Source organism: Streptomyces sp. NPDC005899 (genome assembly GCF_040629645.1).
Classification (GTDB): Bacteria; Actinomycetota; Actinomycetes; order Streptomycetales; family Streptomycetaceae; genus Streptomyces.
The window spans coordinates 1-20,920 of record NZ_JBEXWB010000019.1 but is presented as its reverse complement, the minus strand read 5'-3'; the positions used below and the strand labels follow the sequence as shown (position 1 = coordinate 20,920).

Here is a 20,920-nt window from a genome sequence, read left to right as displayed (position 1 = left end):
GGGCGCACGGGGCCGTGGCCCGGCGGACGGGGGTCACCGCGCCGGGCCCGGACTCCGAGATCGTTGCGACCCTATTCAGCTCTCCTGGCATCGGTCATGTCCATGGCCCCTCCTGTCACACGATCGTCATTCGGCCAACACGAGCGGTCCACGTGACCGGACCGCCTCACCGGGCCGCCCGGCGGACCGAACCGCCCGCCGCACGCGCCCCCTGTGGCCGTCTGCGGGTCGTGCCCTGGGTCGCACCCTCGGTCTCCTGTGGGTCGCGCCCTGGGTCGCGGCGGTCCTTCCTGAACAGGGCTTCGAGTGGCGCTCCGACCAGGAAGGTTCCGCGTGTTTCCCTGGGACGTCGCGTTGACGCCGACCAGGACGACCCGGCATCCGGGAACAACTCCGACGCCGAGGCCACCACCGTCGACAACGCCAACGGATGCACCATCACCGGCACCACCGGGCACGACACGCTGAACGGCACGAACGCCGCCGACGTGATCTGCGGACTCGGGAGGAACGACACGATCGACGGGAAGAACGGCGCCGACACCCTGTAGTGCGACCCTCGGTGGCACCGGCGGCGAGGGTGGTGTGGGCGGCGTGGGCAACGCGGGCGCCGGTATCGCCGGCGGCAAGGGCGGTAACGGCGGAGCCTCCACCGTCGGAGGCGGCCACAAGGGCGGAGCAGGTGGTGCGGGCGGCGCCGCGAGCCCGGTGTGCCCGGGCAAACCCGGCGGCAACGGAACCGCCGCCACGTTCAACGCCGACGGCACCACCGGCGCCACCGGCGCCTGGAGGCTTGGGCAAGCCCTCCCCGGGCGGGGTACAGCGTCGCGCGTGCACCTGCCGGAGCCGTCCGTCACGGGGCGGGCGGGCGACGTTCGGCCGGAGTCAGCAGCAGCACCGCAAGGGCGCGCGCACAGGATCGGGCCTGTTCGAGGAACCAGCCCGTCCGTTCGTCCGTGATCACGGACGGGGTGGCGCGCACGGCGAGCGCGAAGCGCGCGCAGCCGGATCCGTCCAGGACGGGGACGGCCAGGGTGCGTACCCCGAGCGCCGACTCGCCGTCGTTGAGCGCGTACTCCTGGGTCCGTACCCGCGCCAACTCGGCCTGCAGCAGGTCGGGTTCCACGATCGTGCGGTCGGTGAAGGCGCGCAGGGGCGGAAGTGCGGCCGGTCCGCCCTCGCCCGGCCGGGCCCAGGCCAGCAGGACCTTGCCCAGTGCCGTGGAGTGCAGCGGCCTGCGCAACCCGGTGTGCGGGGTGACCGAGCCGCCGGCGACGATCACCGCGTGCGGGCCGCTGCGTAGCGCCAGGTCGGCCGTCGCACCCGTGCGCTGCGCCAGGTCGGTCAGTTCGGGGGCGGCCAGGTGGAGCCCCCGCTGGTGGTACGAGAGCCGGCCCAGTTCGGTCACTGCCGGGCCGAGCCGGTAGCGCGATGTGCGCGCGTCCTGCTCCAGGAAGCCCGCGCCGAGAAGGGTGCGGGCCAGACGGTGGGCCGTGGAGACGGAGAGCTCCAGCCGCCGGGCGAGGTCGGAGGCGCTCAGGTCGGGGCCGTTGTCGTGGAAGCAGTGCAGGACGTCCAGCGCGCGCAGCACTGCCTGGGCTCCGCCGGGTGCGGGCACCGCCGCGGCCTCGGTCATGTCGTTCCACTCTCCGCTCGTGTGGGAGGACCTACGAGATCCCATGGTTGCCACATTACGGGAGGGGAGATGGGGATGAACGGTCCTGTGAAACACTCTGTTTACAGTCAATCCCACATTGTGGGAAGCAAGTTGTGGGCAGAGGCGGCCCGTGGCAGGCTTCAGCCCTCACCACCGGCGAACGGAAAGGAGCAGTGCCATGGCAGGCCCCCGCGCCACGACCCCGGGCATCACCGCTCCGGTCCGGCTCGCCCTCACGCTGCGCCGCCACATCGACCTGGCACGCGTCTCCAGCGCCTCCTGTCGCTGAGCCCCAGCAGCCCCTTCACCCCTTCGCCGGCGCTCGCGCCGACCGGGCCCAGCGCCTCCTGTCGCTGAGCCCCAGCAGCCCCTTCACCCCTTCGCCGGCGCTCGCGCCGACCGGGCCCGCCGCTGTCCCGCCCCGCCGCATCCGGTGATCCTTCCGGAGTGTCCCCGCGGGCCGCGGCCCGTCTCGGTGCCCGGCGCCGCGCCGGTGCGCCCCTCCTGCTTCGCCGACCCCTCGGGAAGACTCCATGACGCGTTCCGCCGTCCTGCCCAGTACCCTCTGGTTCACCCGCTGTCCCGTACCCACCGCGACCGGCATCGCCGCCGACCGGCGCTGGCTCAGCGACGAGTTCGCCTCCGACGGCATCGCCGTGCGCTCCCTCCAGGACGCCGGTCCCGACGCCGACCGTGGCGCCCACTTCACCCACGCCCTGCCGGGACTGTTCCGAGAGGGTGGCAACGTGCCCGCCCTGTGGGCCCGTTCGCGTGGTGAGCAGACCCGGCTGATCGGCCTGACCTGGATCGAGGAGCGCCAGGTCGTACTGGTCGCCCCCGGATCCGGGATCACGGGAGCCGGCGCCCTGCGCGGACTGCGGCTCGCCGTGCCCTCCCACACCCTGGCCATCGACTTCTGGCGGGCCATGGCGCTGCGCGGATTCCAGGGCGCCCTCGAATCCGCCGGTCTGACCCTGGACGACGCGGCCTTGGTCGACGTCCCCGCAGACGCGCACCACGGCCAGTGGGCCGCCGAACTCGACGCGCTGCGGCGCGGCGACGTCGACGCGGTGTACGTGAAGGGTGCCCTCGCCGTCGAAGCGGCTCGCAAGACCGGGGCCGAGGTCGCCGTGGAACTGGACCAGCTGCCCGAGCGCCGGTTCCGCGTCAACAACGGGACCCCCCGGCCCATCACCGTCCACCAGCAGTTGCTGGAGGACCACCCCGGGCTCGTCGACCGCTTCCTCGCCGTCCTGCTCCGGGCGGCCGACTGGGCCACCGGAGAACCGGCCGAGGTCGACCGCATCCTCGGTGCCGAGACCGGGGCGGGCGCCGACGGAGTCGCGGGCGCCTACCGCCCGGGCACCCATCTCACCCTGCACCCCGACCTGTCGGCCGAGCGGCTCGGCCTGCTCGCCGAGCAGGAGAGCGCGCTGCGCGCCCACGGTTTCCTCCCGGAGCCCGTGGACGTCGCGGCGTGGGCCGACCCCGCGCCACTGCGCAGGGCCGCCGCCCTCGCCCGGCTCCACCCCGACCCCACGTCCATCCCCGAACCCCTAGGACCACTGTCACCATGAACCCGCACCGACCGGGCCGTACGGCCATCGCACCCGCACTCCTCACGGTCACTGCGCTGCTTGCTCTCAGCGCCTGCGGTACCTCCGAGGCCGACAGCGCAACGGGCGCCGCGAGCACCGTCACCGTGCGCATTCCCGACCCGGGCAACTCCGGAGTCCTCGCCGTCGGCAAGAAGGACGGCAGCCTCGACAAGGCTCTCGGCAAGGCCGGTGCCAAGGTGGAGTGGACCGGCAGCGCGGGCCCCTTCGCGCCGGCCGCACAGGCCATGAACGCCGACCAGCTCGACTTCGCCACCGGCTCCATCACCTCGGGCGTCACCTCCCTCGCCCAGCGCCCCGGCTTCAAGTTCTTCACCGCCGTCGAACCCGACGCGGCGGGCGAGGGAATCCTGGTCCGCAACGGTTCGGGCATCGACTCCGTCGCCGCTCTCGTGGGGAAGAAGGTCGCCGTCAACCAGGGCGGCACCGGGGAGTACCTGCTGCTCAAGGCGCTCGCCAAGGCCGGCATCCCGGCGGACAAGGTGCAGCGGGTCTATCTGCGCCCCGACCAGACCGCCGCCGTGTTCAACGCGGGCAAGGTCGACGCCTGGGCCGTCTGGGCCACCTACGCCGTGGCCGAGATCGGCAGCGGCAAGGCCCACTTCGTCGCCGACGGCGCCGCTGTCGGTTCCGACAACTACAGCCTGAACGCGGTCCGTACGGGCTTCGCCGACAAGCACCCCGAGATCGTCGAGGCGCTGTACCGCTACCTCCACGACGCCAGCGTCCGGGAGAAGAAGAATCCCGCCGCCTATCTGAACGTCTTCACCGACGTCGGCCCCACCGCCGTCACCGGCAAGGCCCTACAGGTGCAGACCGCGATCATCGCGAAGGGCGGCACGGTCGACCCGATCGGCCCCGAGGACGTCGAACGCTTCGAGGCCGTCGCCCGCTTCTACGCGGAGCAGAAGGTCACCCAGGGACAGGTCGATGTCGCGTCCCACCTCCTCGACGTCGAGAAGCTGACATGAGCGCGGTCCACGAAGGGACCGCCACGCAGGGCCTGGTCACCCCTCGGCCCCAACTCCGCAAGTCGCGCGGCCGTCCGCTCGCCCTGACCGTCCGCGCGCTGGGCCCGGTGGCCCTGCTCCTCCTGTGGTGGGCGGCCTCCGCCACCGGGCTCCTCACCCCCGACGTGCTGGCGTCGCCCGGGGAGGTCCTGCGGGCCGTGGGAGAGCTGTGGGGGAACGGGCAGCTGCCCGACGCGCTCACCACCTCACTGACCCGGTCCGGGATCGGCCTGCTCCTCGGGCTCGCCGCCGGGCTGGTCCTCGGTATCACCACCGGATTCACCCGGATCGGCGACGAGCTCCTCGACTCCTCCCTCCAAACCCTGCGCACCATCCCCTTCCTCGCGCTGGTCCCCCTGTTCATGGTCTGGTTCGGGATCAACGAGACGGCCAAGATCCTGCTCATCGCCGTCGCCACCACCTTCCCCATGTACGTGTCCACGTCGAGCGGCGTGCGCAACACCGACCCCAAGCTCGTCGAGGCCATGCGCAGCTTCAGGATGAGCAGGCTCGCCATCGTGCGGGAGGTCGTCCTGCCCGGAGCCCTGCCGTCCCTCCTGGCCGGCCTGCGGCTGTCCATGACGCTCAGCGTGATCGCCCTCATCGCCGCCGAGGAGATCAACGCCACCGCGGGCATCGGCTACCTGATGTCGCAGGCGCAGAGCTACGCACGCACCGACATCCTCGCCGTCTGCATCCTGATCTACGGCCTTCTCGGCCTGGCCGCCGACATCCTCGTACGACTGCTGGAACGCGTCCTGATGCCCTGGCGGTCCCCGCAAGGAGGGACACGATGACCGACCCGACGCAGCGGGCCGCCGTACGGGTACGCGGACTGCGCCGGATCTTCGGCACCCGGGCCGTGCTCGACGGTCTCCGGCTCGACATCGCCCGGGGCGAGTTCGTCGCCCTGCTGGGTGCCAGCGGCAGCGGCAAGACCACCCTGCTCCGCATCCTGGGAGCACTGGACGGAGCCGACGCAGGGGAGGTGCTCGTCCCCGAGGCCCGCACCATCGTCTTCCAGGAGCCCCGCCTCGTACCGTCCAAGAAGGTCCTCGCCAATGTGACCGTCGCCCTGCCGCGCAGCCGCTCCGCCCACGGACTCCGGGCCCTGGCCGAAGTGGGCCTGGAACGGCACGCCGGCGCCTGGCCCGCCACGCTCTCCGGAGGCGAGGCGCAACGCGTGGCACTCGCCCGGGCGCTGGTGCGTGAGCCCGAACTGCTGCTGCTGGACGAGCCGTTCGCCGCCCTGGACGCCCTGACCCGGCTGAAGATGCAGGACCTGGTGGGTGAGCTGTGCCGCAAGCACCGCCCTGCCGTCCTCCTGGTCACCCACGACGTCGACGAGGCGGTCCGTCTCGCGGACCGCGTCGCCGTGCTGCGCGACGGCAAGCTCGTCACCGATGAGACCGTCGCCGTCGACCGGCCGCGGGACCCCGGCGACCCCGCGTTCGCGGCCCTGCGCCGGCGGCTGCTGAACGACCTCGGTGTCGAACCCTCCCCCGCCGCTCCTCCCTCGTCGCCCCCTGCCCCCTCCCCCGCCCCCGCCGTAACTGCCGAAGTCGGAGTAATCTGAATGACCATCACCATCGGTGTCCACAGCAGCAACCCGTCTCTCTTCCACCTGTACCACCTCTCCCGCCTCGGCTTCGCCCAGGAGGAGCTAGCCGCTCTCGGTGAGACGGTCGCCTTCCACCCGTACACCAACGGGGTCCACACCGGTGAGCTCCTCACCCAGGGCGTCATCGACTTCGGCGGCACCGGATCCACCCCGCCCGTCACCGCCCAGGCGGCCGGCCACGACCTCGTCTACACCGCAGTGTCCGCCCCGCGCCCCGAGCACGGCGCGCTCCTCGTCCCGGTGGACAGCCCCGTCCGCACGGTCGCCGACCTGCGGGGCACCACGGTCCACCTCGCCATCGGGTCATGGCAGACCCATCTGATCGCCAAGGCCCTCGACGACGCCGGGCTCTCCTACGCCGACGACATCACCGCGGTCCGCAGCACCGACCACAGCGAGCAGCTGCTGCGTGACGGACACATCGCCGCATGGGTCGCCCAGGGACCACAGCTGGCGGCCGCGCGCAGGACCGGCGGACTGCGCACCCTCATCCCGACCGGCGACGTGATCAGCGACCGGTCCGTGTTCTTCACCCGGCGCGAACTCGCGGAGAACCGGCCGGAGGTCATCGAGGCGCTCACCCGCGCCCTGCGGCGCGCCGACGACTGGGCGGCCGCCAACCCCCGTACGGCGGCCGAGATCGCCGCCGCCGACCTGGGCGGGAGCGCCGACGACTGGGAGACCGCCCTGCGCGCCCTGCCGTGGAAGATCGAGCGCGTCAGCGACGCGTTCATCGCCGAACAGCAGGAAGCCGCGGACATCTTCCACCGCATCGGCTTCATCGACCGGCCGGTCGAGGTCGCCACCGCCCAAGCACACGCGGTCGCCGCGGCCGCCGGCGCCCTTTCCGCCTCCGGCCCGAAGGCGGTTTGAGCAGCATGGCGCCCGAAGTCCTCTGGTACATCATCCCCCGCGAAGGGGCCTACCCCTGGGAGCCGCAGGGGCGGCGCACCGCCGACCTCGGCTACCTCAGCCGGCTCGCCGCAACCGTGGAGCAGCTCGGCTACAGCGGTGCCCTGCTCGCCACCGACCTCTACGACGTCTGGCCGCTGGGCAGCGCCCTCGCCGCCTCCACCAGCACCCGCTTCAAACCGCTGCTCGCGGTCCACCCCGGCCTCATCTCACCCACCCTGCTGGCCAAGATGGCACTGAGTTTCGACCAGCTCTTCGGCGGCCGGCTGCGCTTCAACGTCGTCAACGGCTCCACGAAATCGCTCCAGGAGTACGGACTCCACGTCGAGCACGACGAACGCTACGAACTCAGCGCCGAGTACTGGTCGATCGTCAAGCGGCTGACGGCCGGTGAGGTCTTCGACCACAAGGGCCGCTTCTACGACCTGAAGAACGCCGGCGCCTCGTTCCGTGAGCTGAAACCCGTCCAGGACCCGCACATCCCGCTGTGGTTCGGCGGCTCCTCGGCCCCCGGCATCGAGATGGCGGCGCAGCACGTCGACGTCTTCCTCACCTGGGGCGAACCGCCGCACCTGCTGAAGGAGAAGCTGGAGCGGGTTCGCGCGCGGGCGGCCGCGTACGGCCGCACCCTGCGCATCGGGCTGCGTCTCCACCTGATCGTCCGCGACACGGAGGACCAGGCATGGGCGGCGGTCGACCACCTGCTGGACGTCACGAGCGAGGCGACGTACGCCCGTCAGCTAGGCGACCGGGCGGGCGAGGACGGGGTGGGCTGGCAGCGCCAGTTCCGCCAGCACGGCGGCAAGGTCCCGGCAAGGGCGCGCGAACTGGAGACGCACCCCAACATGTGGCCGGGCATGAGCCTGTTCCGGCCCGGCCCCGGCACGGCGGTGGTCGGGTCGACGGCCCAGGTCGTCGAACGCCTCAAGGAGTTCGAGGACCTCGGCGTCGACACCTTCATCCTGTCCGGGAACCCGCTGCTGGAGGATGCCTACCGGGTGGCGGAAACGGTGCTACCGAAACTCGGCGTGACGCGCTGACATCCACCGCGCCCGGTCCGGCCCGAAGCCGCACGCCACTGGTCCGGCCGGGCGCACAACGGGACCGGGGGCAGGGCGCGGGCGGAATGAAGCGAGCGCCTCCTGGACACCGACCTCCCGGACGCGCTCGCGGGTGTCGAGCAGTACGCCGTTGCGCACTCCGAGCGCGGCGACGAGCATCAGTGTGAGGATCGCGGACAGCGAGTTGAGCGTGACGCCCATGTCACTGCCGCGTCCGAGCCCCCCGGCCTGGGCGGTGGTTCCCAGCGGCGCCAGGCCCTTGTTCAGTGCATCAACAGATGCCATGCCCTTGCTCGGGGCGGCCCTGCTCGGCGATGCCGCCCACTTCCGGGCGCGGAACGGTCAAGGCGCCAATCTGGCCATGCAGGACGGCGCCGAACTCGGCCGGGCCCTCGCCGCCCACCCCGGTGACACGGAGACCGCGCTCGCCGCGCATGAACACGCCGTGCTCGCCCACCCCGTGGAAGCGGACGACGACGCCATCCATCTACATGACTATGGTTGACGACCACGCGCCCCACAGCTTGCCCGTCCTGCTGACCGGAGCCGAACTGAACGCATGATCCGCAACTTCGCGTACGGCCACAGGTGGCCGGACGCAGTGCCTCGCCACCGAGTTCGCCGCTCAGGACGGCGAACACGTTGGCTCGTTGGATGCACCTCGTCGTTCTGAGTTGCCGGTAGGACAAGCCCAGTTGAGGGATGTGGCGAGAGGGGGGCTACGGTAACCGTCGTCTTTCCCCGATCGGGGCGTTGCCAGACGCAGGTTTTCCTGGCGTCACCTGCGGACCCGCTGCCAGGGAGGCCACACGCGCCACTGAGGAAAAGAGGTCCATGATGCCGACGCCCGGCTTCCCGCCGCACACGCTCGATCCCGAAGGAACGCCGATGTGGATCACTGATCTGGCCTCCGACGACCCGTACACATCCTGCATGTCGTGCACGGCATCGAACCGGCGGAGGCGCTGGAAAGGCTCGGCGCCAGAACGAGGTTGATGCAGCCCTGCGAACTCCCCGACAGCAGGCCGGACGAGTGGACGTCACTGCCGTGCGCGGCTCTCGGTATGGACCCGGGATCGTCCGCGGCGCTGTTGGCGGGACGCGTCGGCGAGTGGACCTTCGTCTACGACGACTCCGGGTTCACCTTCGAGGACGCGGCAAAGGCACTGTCCGCCGATGGTCGGACGGGAGCCACGAGCGTGTTCAGCATCAACGGGGACGCCAGCCTCACCTATGCCGTCGACGGCAAGCAGGTCGCATGGGTCGACGTCGACGGTCTCGCCCTGGAGGAGGATCTTCCCCGTATGCCCGCCGAACTGCGGGCGGCATTCGAAGCCGCCGGCACCGTGGAGGAGGCAGGCATCGAGCCGGGCAAGGCCGACAGCTCCATCGCCATGCGTGCCGTCTGCGCTCTGGCCGGCCTCCCGCTCACCCTGAGCGCCCTGCGTCAGGTTCCGCTGGTGGTCCTGCCGTTCGGCTGACGGTGCGGCGGGTGCGAGCGTCATCGTCCGACCGCCGGGGGAGCTTTCGGTGGTCTCCTCGTGGCGCCCTGTCGTCGACCGCCAACGGGGGTTCCCTGCAGGGGAGATGTGCCGACGCCACCCTCCGCTTCGTTCGGTACGGTGCGCCCATGACATCTGCGATACGGGGCCGGTTCCGTCCCTTCCGTGAAGCAGCCGCGGTCCGAGGCGTGCCGGCCGACCATGTGGAACGGTGGCTGGCCACAGCCCGTCCCTGTGCCACCCTGACGCTGTCCGGCGAGGACACCGGGCCGGTGGTGGGACGGTTCGGCGGCCCCCTACCGCTTCCGGCCGACACCCCGGACCCCGAACACCCCCTCGTGGCCTCGATCGACCTCGCCGCACTGCCGGCCGGCGCGACGGACCTCTCCTTGCCGCCCGACGGCCTGCTGTTGTTCTTCGCCCTGCCCGAGCCTGGGGACGACACCTCCGCGGGGACGGTGATCCACGTACCGGCCGACGTGGCCGTCGCGCCGCGGGATCCGTACGCCTGGAACTCGGGGAACATCGCCGAGTACGACAGGGTGTTCGCCAGCTATCCGGAAGGGCCGCTCCGGGCGCGGACCGACGTGTCGCTCCCCCACCACCAGTTCATCGTTCCCCCCGGTGAGGAGGAAGCCGTACTCCTTCCCGGGCACCCCTACTGCTCCGAACTCGTCGAGATATGGGAGGACACCAAGGACCTCATCGCTCCCTCGGCGCAGATGCAGATCGGAGGATACGCGGACGAGGAAGCCGTGGAGTTCGACCCGGTCGACGTCGCGGCGTCCCTCGCGGCGCAGGCGGTGGACGCCGGCCACTGGGACGGTCCCGTCTCGGACGACGTGGCCGACTGGGTGCTCCTCGCCGACTGGTACGCCGGCAGGAACGTGGAGAGGCGGGAAGGTGCGACCGTCCACTGGGTGATCCAGCGCGAGGACCTCGCGGCCCGACGCTTCGAGCGCGTGTTCACCACCGTCTTCTGGAACCCCTGAGCAGGCCATGGCGGGGGCGAGCCGGAGCGGCAGGCCACTGGCCTTCGACCACAAAGCGTGCAAGCGGTGCACGGGACCGCCTAAGCCGTGTTTTGAAACTTCCTGGTGTGCTGGGTGGGGCCGTCCGGGAAAGTCCCGGGGCCGTCATCCAGATCGTGAGGGTGCGGGCTTGCGGTTGCCGCTGCGGCAGCTTCTACCGTCCTTAACAGGGCCGGAGAAACCGGCCCGGTGACGCGATCGTGAGGGAGACAGCAATGGACTGGCCTATCGCGGAGATCGCTCGGATGTCGGGCGTGACCGCCCGGACCCTGCGGCACTACGACGAGGTCGGCCTGCTGCCGCCCGCCCGGATCGGGGCCAACGGCCACCGCTACTACGGGGAGCACCAGCTGCTGCGGCTGCAGCAAATTCTCGTACTGCGGGCACTGGGCGTAGGGCTCCCCGAGGTCGGCCGGATCCTCGCCGAGCAGGTCGACGAGGTGGACGCCCTACGCGGCCACCACCGGCGACTGCTCGCCGAGCGTGACCGGCTCGACGCCCTGGCCGGCACCGTCTCCCGCACGATCGCCGAACTGGAACGTTCCAGAAAGGACGGCAACCCTATGACCATCAACCGACCGGAGAACCTGTTCGAGGGCATCCAGCCCTCCCAGTACCAGGAGAGCCTGCACGACTTCCCCGAGCACGCCGCGGAAGTCGCCCGCACGGTCGCCGCGATGACCCGCTGGACATCGAGGCCGGACAGCGCGAGCGCACGACGCAAATGATCCTGCTGGCCGACCTGATGGCCGCCGGCCACCCGGCCGACGCCGCGCCCGTGCAGGCTCAGATCGACGCCCAGTACCAGGCCATGACCGAACTGCGCCCCGTCTCCGCCGACGAGTACCGCGCCGTCGGACGCTCCTGCGTGGACAACAGCGCCTGGCGCGCCGCGTACGAGGCGATCGCACCGGGCCTGGCCGCGTACCAGCGCGACGCCATCGAGGTGTATGCCACAACCCGGCTCACCTGACTGCTTTCCGGGCTGTCCCGGACGACCAGCCCGGAGAGTAATTGGTTCGTCGCACCAACAGGCTCACCTCGCCCGGCCTGTCAGTTGCCGAGCGAGGTGCTGTCCGTCAGTGTCACCATCGAACCCAGGCCGAATGAGTGCCTCCCAACGAGCGAAGTGATCGCTCCTGGCACTCGCGAAAGTGAATAGAGCTCGCCAGGTCACAGTCATTCGTTGATCGCTGCGATGAGGATGGTCGCCTCGAAGCGGACCGCAAGTTCGTCGAACCGGGTGGCCACCGCCCGGTTCCGTTTCAGCCGGTTGATGCCGCACTCGACCGCGTGCCGGGCCTTGTAGTCCTCACGGTCGAAGGCCGGAGGCCGGAGGCCGCCCGCCAGCCTTTCCCCGGCGCTTGCGGTGGCCGGCCTGATCGGCTGGTTCCGGGATCGTGCGGAGGATCCCGCGCCGACGCAGATACGCACGGTTCGCGCGCGATGAATACGCCTTGTCGCCTCGCACCCGCAACGGACGAACCCGCGGCCGGCCCAGCCCGGGACGGGGAACCCGGATGGCTTCCAGCACCGCCGTGAACTGCGGGCTGTCTCCACGCTGACCTGCTGTGACCAGCAGCGATAACGGCTTCTGCCCTTGCTCGCAGGCAAGGTGAATCTTCGTGGTCCAGCCCCCGCGGGGCCGGCCCAGGCCATGGTCGTCGGGTTCGGCCCGATTGCCGCCCGGCGGTTCCTTCTGGGCTCGGCTGTCCCGCCGGGCACCGGCCGCGTGCTGATGGGCCCGGCAGATCGTGGAGTCGACGTTCACGTCCCAAGTGATCAAGCCGGCGGCATCCGCCCGGGCCTGCAACCCGGTCAGGACCGCCGACCAGACACCTTCGCGCTGCCAGCGACGGAAGAGCCCATAGACCGTCTGCCCAGGACCGTACTCGGGTGGCAGATCCCGCCACGGAGCACCAGTCCGCACCCGCCAACGGATCCCGTCGATCAACCGCCGCCGGCCGAGCGACGGCCTGCCCAACACCGCGACCGGCAACAACGGCCCCAGCACCGCCCACTGGTCATCTGAAAGATCCCCTCGCCCCACACCGAGATCATCAGGGCACGAGGCGAGACACGGACCCCAGTCCTAAAACACGGCCTAGGCGTATTGCTCACGAGCGTCATCGGCACGAGCATTCTTGGTCAAAGGTCAAAGGTCAAAGGCGAAGGCCCGCGAACCCATACTCACCCTCGTCGATGGAGCAACGTCTTCTGAGGGGCGTCCGGTCTGCGCGGGTCGGCGAACAGGGCCTCGGGGATGCCCACTGGGGGGCTTTCTTCGGGCTACCGGCTCTCTCGCCCCAAGCCTGATCTGGTGAAGTAGCCTGCGCAAGCAGCTAAGTTGCCGTCACCTGACTTGACGTCCACAAGGGAGCGACAGCATGAGTCAACGGAAGAAGACCTTCCGGGCTATCGAGGTCGGCGACGGAAGCGACGGGCGATGGGCCACCCATACACAGTCCCTGTGGCCGCTCGCGGAAGGATGGATGACCGAGGAAAGCCGGACCTCGGAAGGCGCGGATCGTGCTCGGAAGCTGTTCGAGGCGCACATGCCGGAGCTGGTCCCGGTTCTCGACCGCCTCGCCTGTCAGCTCGACCGGCCCGAAGGGGAAACCTTTCTCACCCTCGCGGCGCTGCGACCGTTCTTCTCGGGCTGCACCCAGATCGGCGGCGGTGGCACCCTGCTGCGCAACTACGACTTCAGTCCCGACGAGTGTGAGGGCACCATTGTCTCCTCCCACTTCCTCCGGCCGGTGATCGGAATGCAGGATGCCGCCTGGGGCTTGCTGGACGGAATGAACGACGCCGGGCTCGCGGTGTCACTCACCTTCGGTGGGCGATTCGTCCACGGCCCCGGTTTCGCGATCCTGATCGTCCTGCGCTACCTGTTGGAGACGTGTAACAGCGTTGATGAGGCAGTCGGCAGACTACGGTCCATACCGATCGCGATCCCGCAGAACGTCACTCTCGTCGACTCCGAACAGGAAGTGACCGTGTTCGTGGGACCGGACATTCCTATGACTGGGGCAGCGGATGCCTGCGCCGCCAACCACCAGCACGTACCGGTGCCCGACGAGCAGGAGCAATTCTCCCGGACCCAGGAGCGGCTGAAGGCCATCCGTTCTGCCGGAACGGACGTGGCGGCGATGCTCAAGCCGCCGTTGTATCAATCCGCGTACGACGAAGGATTGGGAACGGTCTACACCGCCCATTACCGGCCGTCCGAGGGACGTGTGACCTACTACTGGCCGGGGGAATCCTGGGAGCAGTCCTTCGACGGCTTCGCTCCAGGAACCCGCACCGTGCCCATCGGCCAAGCCGGCTGAGAGGTCCCCGTCGGTGATGACGGTGGAGTTCTTCCGTTCCACCGCGTCATGCCGGGGACGAAGGCCCGTCGGCCGCGGCACACCCCGCTTTCGGGCACCGTACCCGCATTTCGGGGCCTGCACGCGCATGGCGACGCCCTTGGCTCCCGCGTAGTCAACATGTCGGTAAGGACGTCCTGGCGTACCCCGGCCTCACCGGGGGCCGGAGGGCCACCGAGCGTGAGCGAACCCCGCCCACCTGCGCGAACGGCACCTCAAGGCCGTCATCCCGGAGAATGCGGGACCATTCGGCCGACCGGAAGAGGAAGGGCAGCGGAGGCGATCGGCCCGTCGCCCACTGCGCCGGACTCCACAAGGACCGCATCACCGTCGAGCGTCTGATCAACAGGTTGAAAGGCTGACGGGCTACCGCCACTCTCGGTGCGACAGGACGCCCGACAGCTACCTCACCGGCTCCCACCTTCGCGCTTCGATGATCTGGTCAAGCAACGCTTGCCACGTTCGTCGTTGATCCTGCGCCGACGGTAGGTGACGCGGCACCGTCCATCGAAGTCGAGCGTAATGGGCGCCGCCCCTTTGCGACCTGAACGTGCCGAATCGGTCGCGTGCTCGATCTGCGGTCTGGTTCGCAGCACGACGAAGCTAGAGTGCGCATCATGACGGCGCCACAGTAGGTCCGATCGGGGCGCCGAAAGAGAAAAGCCCGGCAGTCATCTGAGTTCGGCCGGTGAACGCGGGCGCGCATCAAGGGAGAGCAGCGAGGATGAGACCACTTCGATACTCGATCAACGTCACACTCGACGGCTGCTGTCACCACGAGGCAGGGCTCCCCCCGGACGAGGAGTCGATGCGCTACTGGACCGCTGAGATGGAGCGAGCCGATGCCCTGCTGTTCGGCCGGGTGACCTACGAGATGATGGAGGCTGCGTGGCGGAAGCCTGCCACGGGCACGTGGCCTGACGGAATGGGTGAGTGGCAAATCCCCTTCGCCGAAACCATCGACCGGGCGAAGAAGTACGTCGTGTCGAGCACGCTGAGCAGAGTCGATTGGAATGCCGACCTGGTGCGGGGCGACTTGGAGCAAGCGGTTCGGCGGCTCAAGCAGGAGTCAGGCGAGGGCCTGTGGGTGGGTGGCGTGACGCTCCCCCTGGCGCTGGCAGATCTGGAACTGATCGACGAGTACGAGTTCCTTGTTCAGCCGGTCCTTGCCGGACACGGGCCGACGTTGCTCGCCGGTCTGCGCGAGCGCATTCAGCTCGAGCTCGTGGACCGCCATGAGTTCCGGTCGGGGGCGGTCGCCCACCGATACCGGCCCGCGCGAGCCAGGGCTTGACGTGCTTTGTCCTCGCACGTCGGCTGCTCCTTCCCGACGGACCGACGGCTCGGGGAAGGCAGATCCACAGGCTTGACTCCTCCTCGCCGTTTCGAGGTCGCCGACCCAAGCGACGGAAGCGACGCCAGCCCAGGAGCCATGCCGAGATCCGGTGCCTCGTCGATCAGGACATGGCCGCCCTCAGGAGCTGGCGCCTGCTCCGAAAACTCCGGTGCGGTACCAACCCGCATCACCGGGTCGTGAAGGCCGTCCTCGCTCCTCGCCCATTGCTTCGCCTCGACCCGATGCTGCTGTCAGGTGTTGTGCCGGGCGGTCGGCGGTTTCGCCGTGTGGTGGTGGGCGTGGTGGTCACGGACCGCGGAGACGGGTTGCCCGGTCCATCGCTGGACGGCACGGCGCAGGCCGCCGGTGTCGGCGTAGCCGACTCGGTCGGCGATGGAGCTGAGGGACAGGCCGGTCATGGTGAGCAGGCGGAAGGTGTGTTCGCGGCGTAGTGCCTGGAGTTCCTGTGACCAGGTGGTCTGGTGCTCCTCGAGGCGGCGTTGGAGTGTGCGGGTGCTGAGGGACATCTGCCGGCTGGCAGTCTTGAGGGTGGGCAGCTCGGAGTTCTGGGCGGTCCGGAGGGTGGCGCGGAACATGTCGAGCCAGTCGCGCAGGGGAACAGCGTCAGCGAGTTGCTGTTCGGCGTGTCTTCGCAGGTGGGCTGACAGGCCGGGGGCGTGTGGCTGGGGTGTGAGGAGGTCGGCGGTGGTGAAGGTGATGGAGTTGACCGGGCCGGTGAAGTCGATGGCGGTGGTGCCGTAGAGGCGTATGAGGCTGTGGTGGGACCGGGGGGCGCGGGCCGCGAGGGAGACCTTCGTAGGCGTGATGGTGCGGCGAGCGCTCTCGCTGATCCGAAGGTGGAGCAGGCTCAGGGAGTAGGCTCGTATGGCGGATGCGACATCGTCGGTCAGGTCGGCGGCGTTGATGTGGCTGAGGGTGATGTGCTGCCCTCTTCCTCGATGCCCAGGCCCTCGGTGCCGGCGTCGGCCACCGTCGCGACGAAACGGGCCGCGTCGCGCAGCCCTTCCAGTGGTGTGGGCGCCTGGGTGATGAGGTAGTCCCAGAGCCCCAGGGCTCCCAGGGTGCTCTGGTAGGCCATGTGCAGTGAGACCTCATGCCAGGGGGCCTGCGCGATCATGAGTTCCCAGATACGGATGTTGGTGGACGCCGGAGTGCGGTAGCGGTCGTTCGCCAGATGCTCGGGGGCCATACCGACCAGGCCGGCGAACCTGTCCGAGCCGACCCCGAACCGTGCGGCGGCTGTCGCGTTCAGCCGCGTGAAGGCCGCCGCCACCGTACCGGGAAACTGCGGCGTGTCCGCGGTGCCCGACCGGCCCGGCGGCTGCAGGCGGTGGTCCGGATCGTATTGGCGCGTGAGGCCCTGCCGATGGCGCGCCGGGCCCTGTCCGGGCCGAGAAATTCGATCTAGCGTCATGCCTGTCCTCAGGAGGATGGGTTGCGGAACGCACGTACCGCACTCGTCTCCCGAGGCGCTGTCGCGCTGGGATCGGGCCTGGGTTGTCCCGTCCTCAGCGTGTTGCAGTCGTCCCTCTTGCGGACGGTGGTCGCAAACCGCCGCATCCACCCTGGCCGAACCCGACACCGGAGAAACGCCACGTACGCAACTGTCGTCGTCCCAGCGGCGAACCTTCGTACGGAAGGCCAACTCGGACGCTCCTTCGTACCGCAGGGGACGCGGCATGAAACAGCCCTGTAAGCCAAGACACATCGCAATTCAGGAGGCTTCACCCATGCGGAAGACTTTTGTCCTGGCCGCCGCCGTCATCGGAATGATCGGGGCACTCGCTGCTGCGCCCAGCGCGACGGCCTCGGCCGCCATCACGAACTCTGCAACTCCCGCCGCTCCGGCCCTCCCCGCTCTGTCGACCCCTGAAGCGCCCCTGCACAACATGTCCGACGGCATGGACGCAAGCGGTTCCGCCGGCGTCGGGTACGGGAACTTCGTCAATTACCGGTACAGGACCGCATGCCTGGATGACAGCAGCGCCTACGGGCTCCGGGCGCACGAATGCGACGACGCGAGCTACAGCGCGGGCTAGCAGAAGTGGCGGGCGGACAACGTCGGCAGCGACTGGAAGTTCAAGAACGTGAAGACCGGGCTGTGCCTCGACGGCAGCAGCGGACACGACATACGCACCCACGCATGCAGCGACGCAAGCTACAACAACGGCTACCAGAAGTGGCGGACGTACTACGCCCCCGGCGGAGAGTGGGTCAGCTGGCAGAACGTAGCCACCGGGGAGTGCTTGGACTACAGCCCTGGCAACGGTCTGCGCCTCCACACCTGCAGCTGGGCAAGCTGGGACAACGGCTACCAGGCATGGAACCTGTAGGACTGCTGGGGCCTGTCCAGTGACCTGAGTGGAAGACGCGGTGAGCGCAGGCGGCGGCCGCCGTCCTGCGCTGACTGCTGCAGGACCTTCGAGCGGCACTATCCTTTGGCGATCGCGCGGTCGATCGCGGCGGGGCTGAGGACGTGCTCGATCACCAGGGCGGGTGCTCCGACGCCGACGGAACGGTCTCCCGACCGACGGACAGCTGCGGCAGCAGCATCGCCAGGCGCGCCTGAGTTCGCCGCTCGCCGGGCGGGCTGATCCGCTGGTCCACCATCAGCACCGCGACCAGATCAGCGCGTCGTCGACCGCCTGCGCCTCCAGCTGCACTCGGCGTCCTGGCCGGCCTCAGCGGAACAGGTCGAGGTAGTGCTGTGCGTGGATCGGGTGGTAGTCGCCGAAGTCGACTGACGCCGGGTCACCGCCGGTCTCGGCGAGGACGAGTCGGTCGAGGTAGTAGTCCCAGCCGGGGCCGACCCCGCCCGCCATCGCCGGGTCGTCGCCGACTGACTGGGTGAAGGTGAGCGTGGTGGTGCCCTCGTGCTCGACGAGCGTGAGAGTCATGTGCCAGATGAGTTCCTGGCCGGGCACCTGCGACTTGAGGACGAGGCGGCGGGGGGCCTGGCACTCCTGGATGGTGAGGAGCTCAGCACGGTGCTCGTCGCCCTCGTACAGCATCCGGAAGTCGACCGAACCGGTCGACGGATCGCCGGTCCATTCGCCGATCCATCGGGCCAGCCGGTCCGACTCGGTAACCGCAGCCCAGACGTCCTTGATGCCGGCCCGAAAGGTGCGGTCGAAAGCGATGCTGTCCAGGCCGTCGACGTTCACGCGACGTCCGGTGGGGGTGCTGGTCATGCGGATTCCTCCTGAGGTCTTCCGGTATCGGGAGCGGCATCGGTGCCGGCCCGGCGGTCGTGGACGGTCCTGCGGACCTCCAGGTCGAGGGCATCGAAAGCGCTCTCGGGGATCGGAGGGCGACGTTCGGCGAGCTCGTCGAGCAGGGCGCGGACCGGAGCGAGGCCCGGGCGGGCGAGCGCGTAGTGGCGCTCGCGACCGTGGTCCTCGACGGTGACCAGCCCTGCCTCGGTCAGGAGTCGCAGGTGTCTGCTCACCGCGGGCCGGCTGATCGGGTGCTGCGCCGCGAGGTCGACCACGCGTGCCGGGCCGGAGGCGAGGGCGCGCAGCAGGTCACGACGTACGGGATCGGCCAGGGCAATGAACGGGTCCACTCCTTATTGGTAACCTATGAGTTACCAATTGGCAAGACCTCGGCTCCACGGCCGCAGGCTCGGGATCGTCCAGCCAGGACCTCAGGACAGCGGTCACCCGAACGTCGAGGAGTCGGCGCGCCCTGCACCATGCAACTCCGAGAGCAGGTGTGTGCGGCCGGCTCCATGAGGAACCGCAGGAGAGTCGAGTCCAGCGAACGGGTCGGGCGCCGACGACGGATCATCGAACGGTGCAACTGGGCTCATGACGCTCTGGAACGGACTGCCTGGGCCTCACAGGGGGTCTCAGGCGCCAACCCACCCTGGTCCCCAGCACAACGCTCCCCGCCCCTGGCACCCCCGACACCCCGGATGCGGGAGCGTGTGCGTCTGCAGTCGCCGACTGGTTACTCGCCCGGCGGGTGCCCTTCTTCGGGTCACGCCAGGAAATGGTGTTCCGACTGGTGGGGCGGCGAGCCATGAGGTCGGTCATGGCGATGCCGATCACGGCCTCGGAGCGGATGGGCGGGGTTTCGCAGTCGCAGGCCGGGCGCCGGTGGAGCATCACCATTCGTAGGTCCGCTCCACGGCCCCAACGTCTCGAGACCGGGGTTAAACCCCTGGTAGCGGGCCTGCCGACGGTGATCTCCATGTCGAAGAGGGGCGCGGCGTCTTCGACAAGGTGCTGGCGGTACCCGCCGTCGACCTGCACCCTGCGGATGCCCGTATGGTCAGCGGCGCCGGCTTGGTCGAGCCGTGTCGTGCCGGCGACGGAGTCCTGCACGCCGGCCGCGGTCGCCAGCACAGCGAGGAGAAGGCCGAGCGTGTCGGCGCCGATGCTCCCGCTTGAGGGGCTCGGGACCGGCCGGCGGGATCGTGTGCACCGCCCAGGTCCGTGGTGCGCAGCGTGGCCGGTTCCCCGTATCTCACCGCGGTGTCGCGCGCCAGCGGTACAGCCGTCAGCCAGCTCCGCGCTGGGGACATGGCCGAGCGAGGTACTGGACGAGCCTGCGAGTCAGGGTCGAAGGTGGCCGCCTCACGCCTCACCGGTGCGGACTGCAGCGGCTTTGCCCTGCCGCCCCAGCACAGCGTGGACGCCAGGACCAGTGCCTCGCGCGGCAGGTCGGCGCTTTTGCGGCTGAAGGCGCGAGAAACAAACCGCTGCGGCCGACCAGCGAGCCGAAGCCGAGCGCCGAGAACAGAAAAGGGTGTTCGAGCAGAAGATCCGCGACTTGATTTTGACGGTTGCGCCTCTGGCCCCAGGCAAGACCTTCCACCAACGGCACACGAGCGACGTGAGTAGTGGGGCGCCCGAATGAACACGCAGGCCGACGCCGCCAACGGACGAAGTAATGCCGTTTCTGACCTGCGACGCGGCAAGGGCGAACTCACCGCCACCGAGCACCGCCGGGGTGGGCGCACGGCCCGCCCGCGCAATTCCCACCTGTCTCCCCGGCCGGACTGTCCGTGCCTCCCCCCGCCACGAGTGGTCCGAAAGCTGCACACGGTGCGGCTTACCGACGCGGGGGAAGGCACGGACAGTCACTCGAAGCGCAAGTGGGTGAGGTGCCCTGATCTTAGAAGAAGTGCTTACGCCCACCGACGGCGCGACCGGTCGCGCCCAGGATCCACAGGATGGCGCCCACGAGAATGAGGATGCCGCCGATCGTCGTCAGCAGCCCCATGCCGACAAGCAGGCCGATAATCAGCAGAATAAGTCCAAGAATGATCATTTTAAGCTCCTATCATCACGTCCGACTCGACGTGTGTACGTATAAGCGGCAGTCGCCACGGCCTGCGTCTGCTGCATGGTTGACAGATCCCGGCTGCATCCGAATCCAGGACCTCGGTTCGATAGCCCTAGTGCCCGGCAACACGGTATTCACGCATGCTCCTCGAACTTTGTTCACGGAGCGGCTACTGAGCTGGGCCAAGGGCGCCCTGAGCCCCGCTCGGCCCGCGACTGGCCTACCGTCGCAGGCTCGGCGAGCTGATCCGGCCATCGCCAGCGTGGAACAGCCCACGAGGATCCATAGGCAGACGTGGGCAAGATCGAGCAGGGGTGGGAGCGCGCCTCGCGCACCTGGCCCGTTCGCTCGGGCACCACGGGCCCATCTGCGGTTCTCGCCGGCAGCACACGGTGGTTCCACTCGGCGGGTCGCCGGGGTGGGGGGGGGGGCGGCGCACCGCCCCCCCGCGGGGGGGGAAGGGGCCGGGGACGCGGTGGCGGCCGGGAAC

General features: G+C 69.5%; 19 protein-coding genes and 7 pseudogenes. 17 read left to right on the top strand and 9 right to left on the bottom strand.

The annotated features are described in order from the left end of the window. Positions 1-152: 152 nt before the first annotated feature. Positions 153-551: a hypothetical protein gene (locus ABZ371_RS04710; protein ID WP_358673404.1), complete on the top strand. Its 399-nt coding sequence runs from the start codon at positions 153-155 to the stop codon at positions 549-551. 302 nt (positions 552-853) lie between these two features. On the opposite strand, the gene ABZ371_RS04705 is transcribed toward ABZ371_RS04710, so the two are convergent. After that, the gene (locus ABZ371_RS04705; RefSeq protein WP_358673454.1) at positions 854-1,636 is read right to left on the bottom strand and encodes an IclR family transcriptional regulator; all 783 of its coding nucleotides are present in this window, start codon (positions 1,634-1,636) and stop codon (positions 854-856) included. 554 nt (positions 1,637-2,190) lie between these two features. Between ABZ371_RS04705 and ABZ371_RS04700 the strand changes: the two genes are divergently transcribed. The 6 genes from ABZ371_RS04700 to ABZ371_RS04675 are packed head-to-tail and all read left to right on the top strand — an operon-like array spanning position 2,191 to position 7,856. Beyond that, positions 2,191-3,234 (top strand): ABC transporter substrate-binding protein, encoded by a 1,044-nt coding sequence (locus tag ABZ371_RS04700; RefSeq protein WP_358673401.1) that lies wholly within the window; start codon positions 2,191-2,193, stop codon positions 3,232-3,234. Next, a complete protein-coding gene (locus ABZ371_RS04695) occupies positions 3,231-4,244 on the top strand; it encodes an NrtA/SsuA/CpmA family ABC transporter substrate-binding protein (RefSeq protein WP_358673398.1) in 1,014 nt (337 codons plus the stop codon). The genes ABZ371_RS04700 and ABZ371_RS04695 overlap by 4 nt, the downstream gene beginning before the upstream one ends. Next, positions 4,241-5,080, top strand: a complete 840-nt coding sequence (locus ABZ371_RS04690) for an ABC transporter permease (RefSeq protein ID WP_358673396.1) — start codon at positions 4,241-4,243, stop codon at positions 5,078-5,080. The genes ABZ371_RS04695 and ABZ371_RS04690 overlap by 4 nt, the downstream gene beginning before the upstream one ends. Further along, positions 5,077-5,859: an ABC transporter ATP-binding protein gene (locus tag ABZ371_RS04685; RefSeq protein ID WP_358673393.1), complete on the top strand. Its 783-nt coding sequence runs from the start codon at positions 5,077-5,079 to the stop codon at positions 5,857-5,859. The genes ABZ371_RS04690 and ABZ371_RS04685 overlap by 4 nt, the downstream gene beginning before the upstream one ends. Continuing rightward, entirely contained in the window at positions 5,860-6,777 is a 918-nt protein-coding gene (locus ABZ371_RS04680; RefSeq protein ID WP_358673390.1) for an ABC transporter substrate-binding protein, read from the top strand. Positions 6,778-6,782: 5 nt separating this feature from the next. After that, on the top strand, positions 6,783-7,856 hold the full coding sequence (locus ABZ371_RS04675) for an LLM class flavin-dependent oxidoreductase (RefSeq protein ID WP_358673388.1): 1,074 nt from the start codon (positions 6,783-6,785) through the stop codon (positions 7,854-7,856). On the opposite strand, the gene ABZ371_RS04670 is transcribed toward ABZ371_RS04675, so the two are convergent. Further along, positions 7,830-8,162, bottom strand: coding sequence for a hypothetical protein (locus ABZ371_RS04670; protein ID WP_358673385.1), 333 nt, complete (start codon positions 8,160-8,162; stop codon positions 7,830-7,832). The genes ABZ371_RS04675 and ABZ371_RS04670 overlap by 27 nt on opposite strands. A 19-nt stretch (positions 8,163-8,181) precedes the next feature. Here ABZ371_RS04670 and ABZ371_RS04665 point away from each other — a divergent pair. The 4 genes and pseudogenes from ABZ371_RS04665 to ABZ371_RS04650 form a co-directional block, all read left to right on the top strand. After that, positions 8,182-8,325, top strand: a pseudogene (locus tag ABZ371_RS04665) (FAD-dependent monooxygenase); the annotation flags it as partial. A 490-nt stretch (positions 8,326-8,815) separates the two neighbouring features. Beyond that, positions 8,816-9,358 (top strand): hypothetical protein, encoded by a 543-nt coding sequence (locus ABZ371_RS04660; protein ID WP_358673382.1) that lies wholly within the window; start codon positions 8,816-8,818, stop codon positions 9,356-9,358. Positions 9,359-9,507: 149 nt separating this feature from the next. Next, positions 9,508-10,371 (top strand): DUF1963 domain-containing protein, encoded by an 864-nt coding sequence (locus ABZ371_RS04655; RefSeq protein WP_358673379.1) that lies wholly within the window; start codon positions 9,508-9,510, stop codon positions 10,369-10,371. Positions 10,372-10,625: 254 nt separating this feature from the next. After that, positions 10,626-11,383: pseudogene (locus tag ABZ371_RS04650) on the top strand (MerR family transcriptional regulator). Positions 11,384-11,589: 206 nt separating this feature from the next. Here the strand turns inward: ABZ371_RS04650 and ABZ371_RS04645 are convergent. Then, positions 11,590-12,460, bottom strand: a pseudogene (locus ABZ371_RS04645) (IS5 family transposase). A gap of 337 nt (positions 12,461-12,797) precedes the next feature. Between ABZ371_RS04645 and ABZ371_RS04640 the strand changes: the two are divergent. The 4 genes and pseudogenes from ABZ371_RS04640 to ABZ371_RS04625 all read left to right on the top strand — a co-directional run. Next, entirely contained in the window at positions 12,798-13,742 is a 945-nt protein-coding gene (locus ABZ371_RS04640; protein WP_358673376.1) for a C45 family peptidase, read from the top strand. Between the two features lie 226 nt (positions 13,743-13,968). Next, positions 13,969-14,253: pseudogene (locus tag ABZ371_RS04635) on the top strand (hypothetical protein); the annotation flags it as partial. 252 nt (positions 14,254-14,505) lie between these two features. Further along, on the top strand, positions 14,506-15,075 hold the full coding sequence (locus ABZ371_RS04630) for a dihydrofolate reductase family protein (RefSeq protein WP_358673373.1): 570 nt from the start codon (positions 14,506-14,508) through the stop codon (positions 15,073-15,075). Between the two features lie 131 nt (positions 15,076-15,206). Further along, positions 15,207-15,329 (top strand): annotated as a pseudogene (locus ABZ371_RS04625) (IS5/IS1182 family transposase); the annotation flags it as partial. 39 nt (positions 15,330-15,368) lie between these two features. Here the strand turns inward: ABZ371_RS04625 and ABZ371_RS04620 are convergent. Both ABZ371_RS04620 and ABZ371_RS04615 read right to left on the bottom strand, forming a co-directional pair. Then, positions 15,369-15,713, bottom strand: a complete 345-nt coding sequence (locus ABZ371_RS04620) for a helix-turn-helix domain-containing protein (protein WP_358673371.1) — start codon at positions 15,711-15,713, stop codon at positions 15,369-15,371. 311 nt (positions 15,714-16,024) lie between these two features. Beyond that, positions 16,025-16,552: an AraC family transcriptional regulator ligand-binding domain-containing protein gene (locus ABZ371_RS04615; RefSeq protein ID WP_358673369.1), complete on the bottom strand. Its 528-nt coding sequence runs from the start codon at positions 16,550-16,552 to the stop codon at positions 16,025-16,027. 316 nt (positions 16,553-16,868) lie between these two features. Here ABZ371_RS04615 and ABZ371_RS04610 point away from each other — a divergent pair, with 316 nt between their 5' ends. Continuing rightward, positions 16,869-17,177: a hypothetical protein gene (locus ABZ371_RS04610; RefSeq protein WP_358673366.1), complete on the top strand. Its 309-nt coding sequence runs from the start codon at positions 16,869-16,871 to the stop codon at positions 17,175-17,177. Positions 17,178-17,189: 12 nt separating this feature from the next. Beyond that, a pseudogene (locus ABZ371_RS04605) lies at positions 17,190-17,471 on the top strand (RICIN domain-containing protein); the annotation flags it as partial. Between the two features lie 348 nt (positions 17,472-17,819). Here ABZ371_RS04605 and ABZ371_RS04600 read toward each other — a convergent pair. From ABZ371_RS04600 to ABZ371_RS04585, 4 genes and pseudogenes are all read right to left on the bottom strand, one after another. Then, on the bottom strand, positions 17,820-18,329 hold the full coding sequence (locus ABZ371_RS04600; RefSeq protein ID WP_358673363.1) for an SRPBCC family protein: 510 nt from the start codon (positions 18,327-18,329) through the stop codon (positions 17,820-17,822). Next, a complete protein-coding gene (locus tag ABZ371_RS04595; RefSeq protein WP_358673361.1) occupies positions 18,326-18,703 on the bottom strand; it encodes a metalloregulator ArsR/SmtB family transcription factor in 378 nt (125 codons plus the stop codon). Before ABZ371_RS04595 ends, ABZ371_RS04600 begins: the two co-directional genes overlap by 4 nt. Positions 18,704-19,103: 400 nt before the next feature. Next, positions 19,104-19,523, bottom strand: a pseudogene (locus ABZ371_RS04590) (IS5/IS1182 family transposase); the annotation flags it as partial. A 736-nt stretch (positions 19,524-20,259) separates the two neighbouring features. Then, positions 20,260-20,415, bottom strand: a complete 156-nt coding sequence (locus ABZ371_RS04585; protein ID WP_010059700.1) for a hypothetical protein — start codon at positions 20,413-20,415, stop codon at positions 20,260-20,262. Positions 20,416-20,920 lie beyond the last annotated feature (505 nt).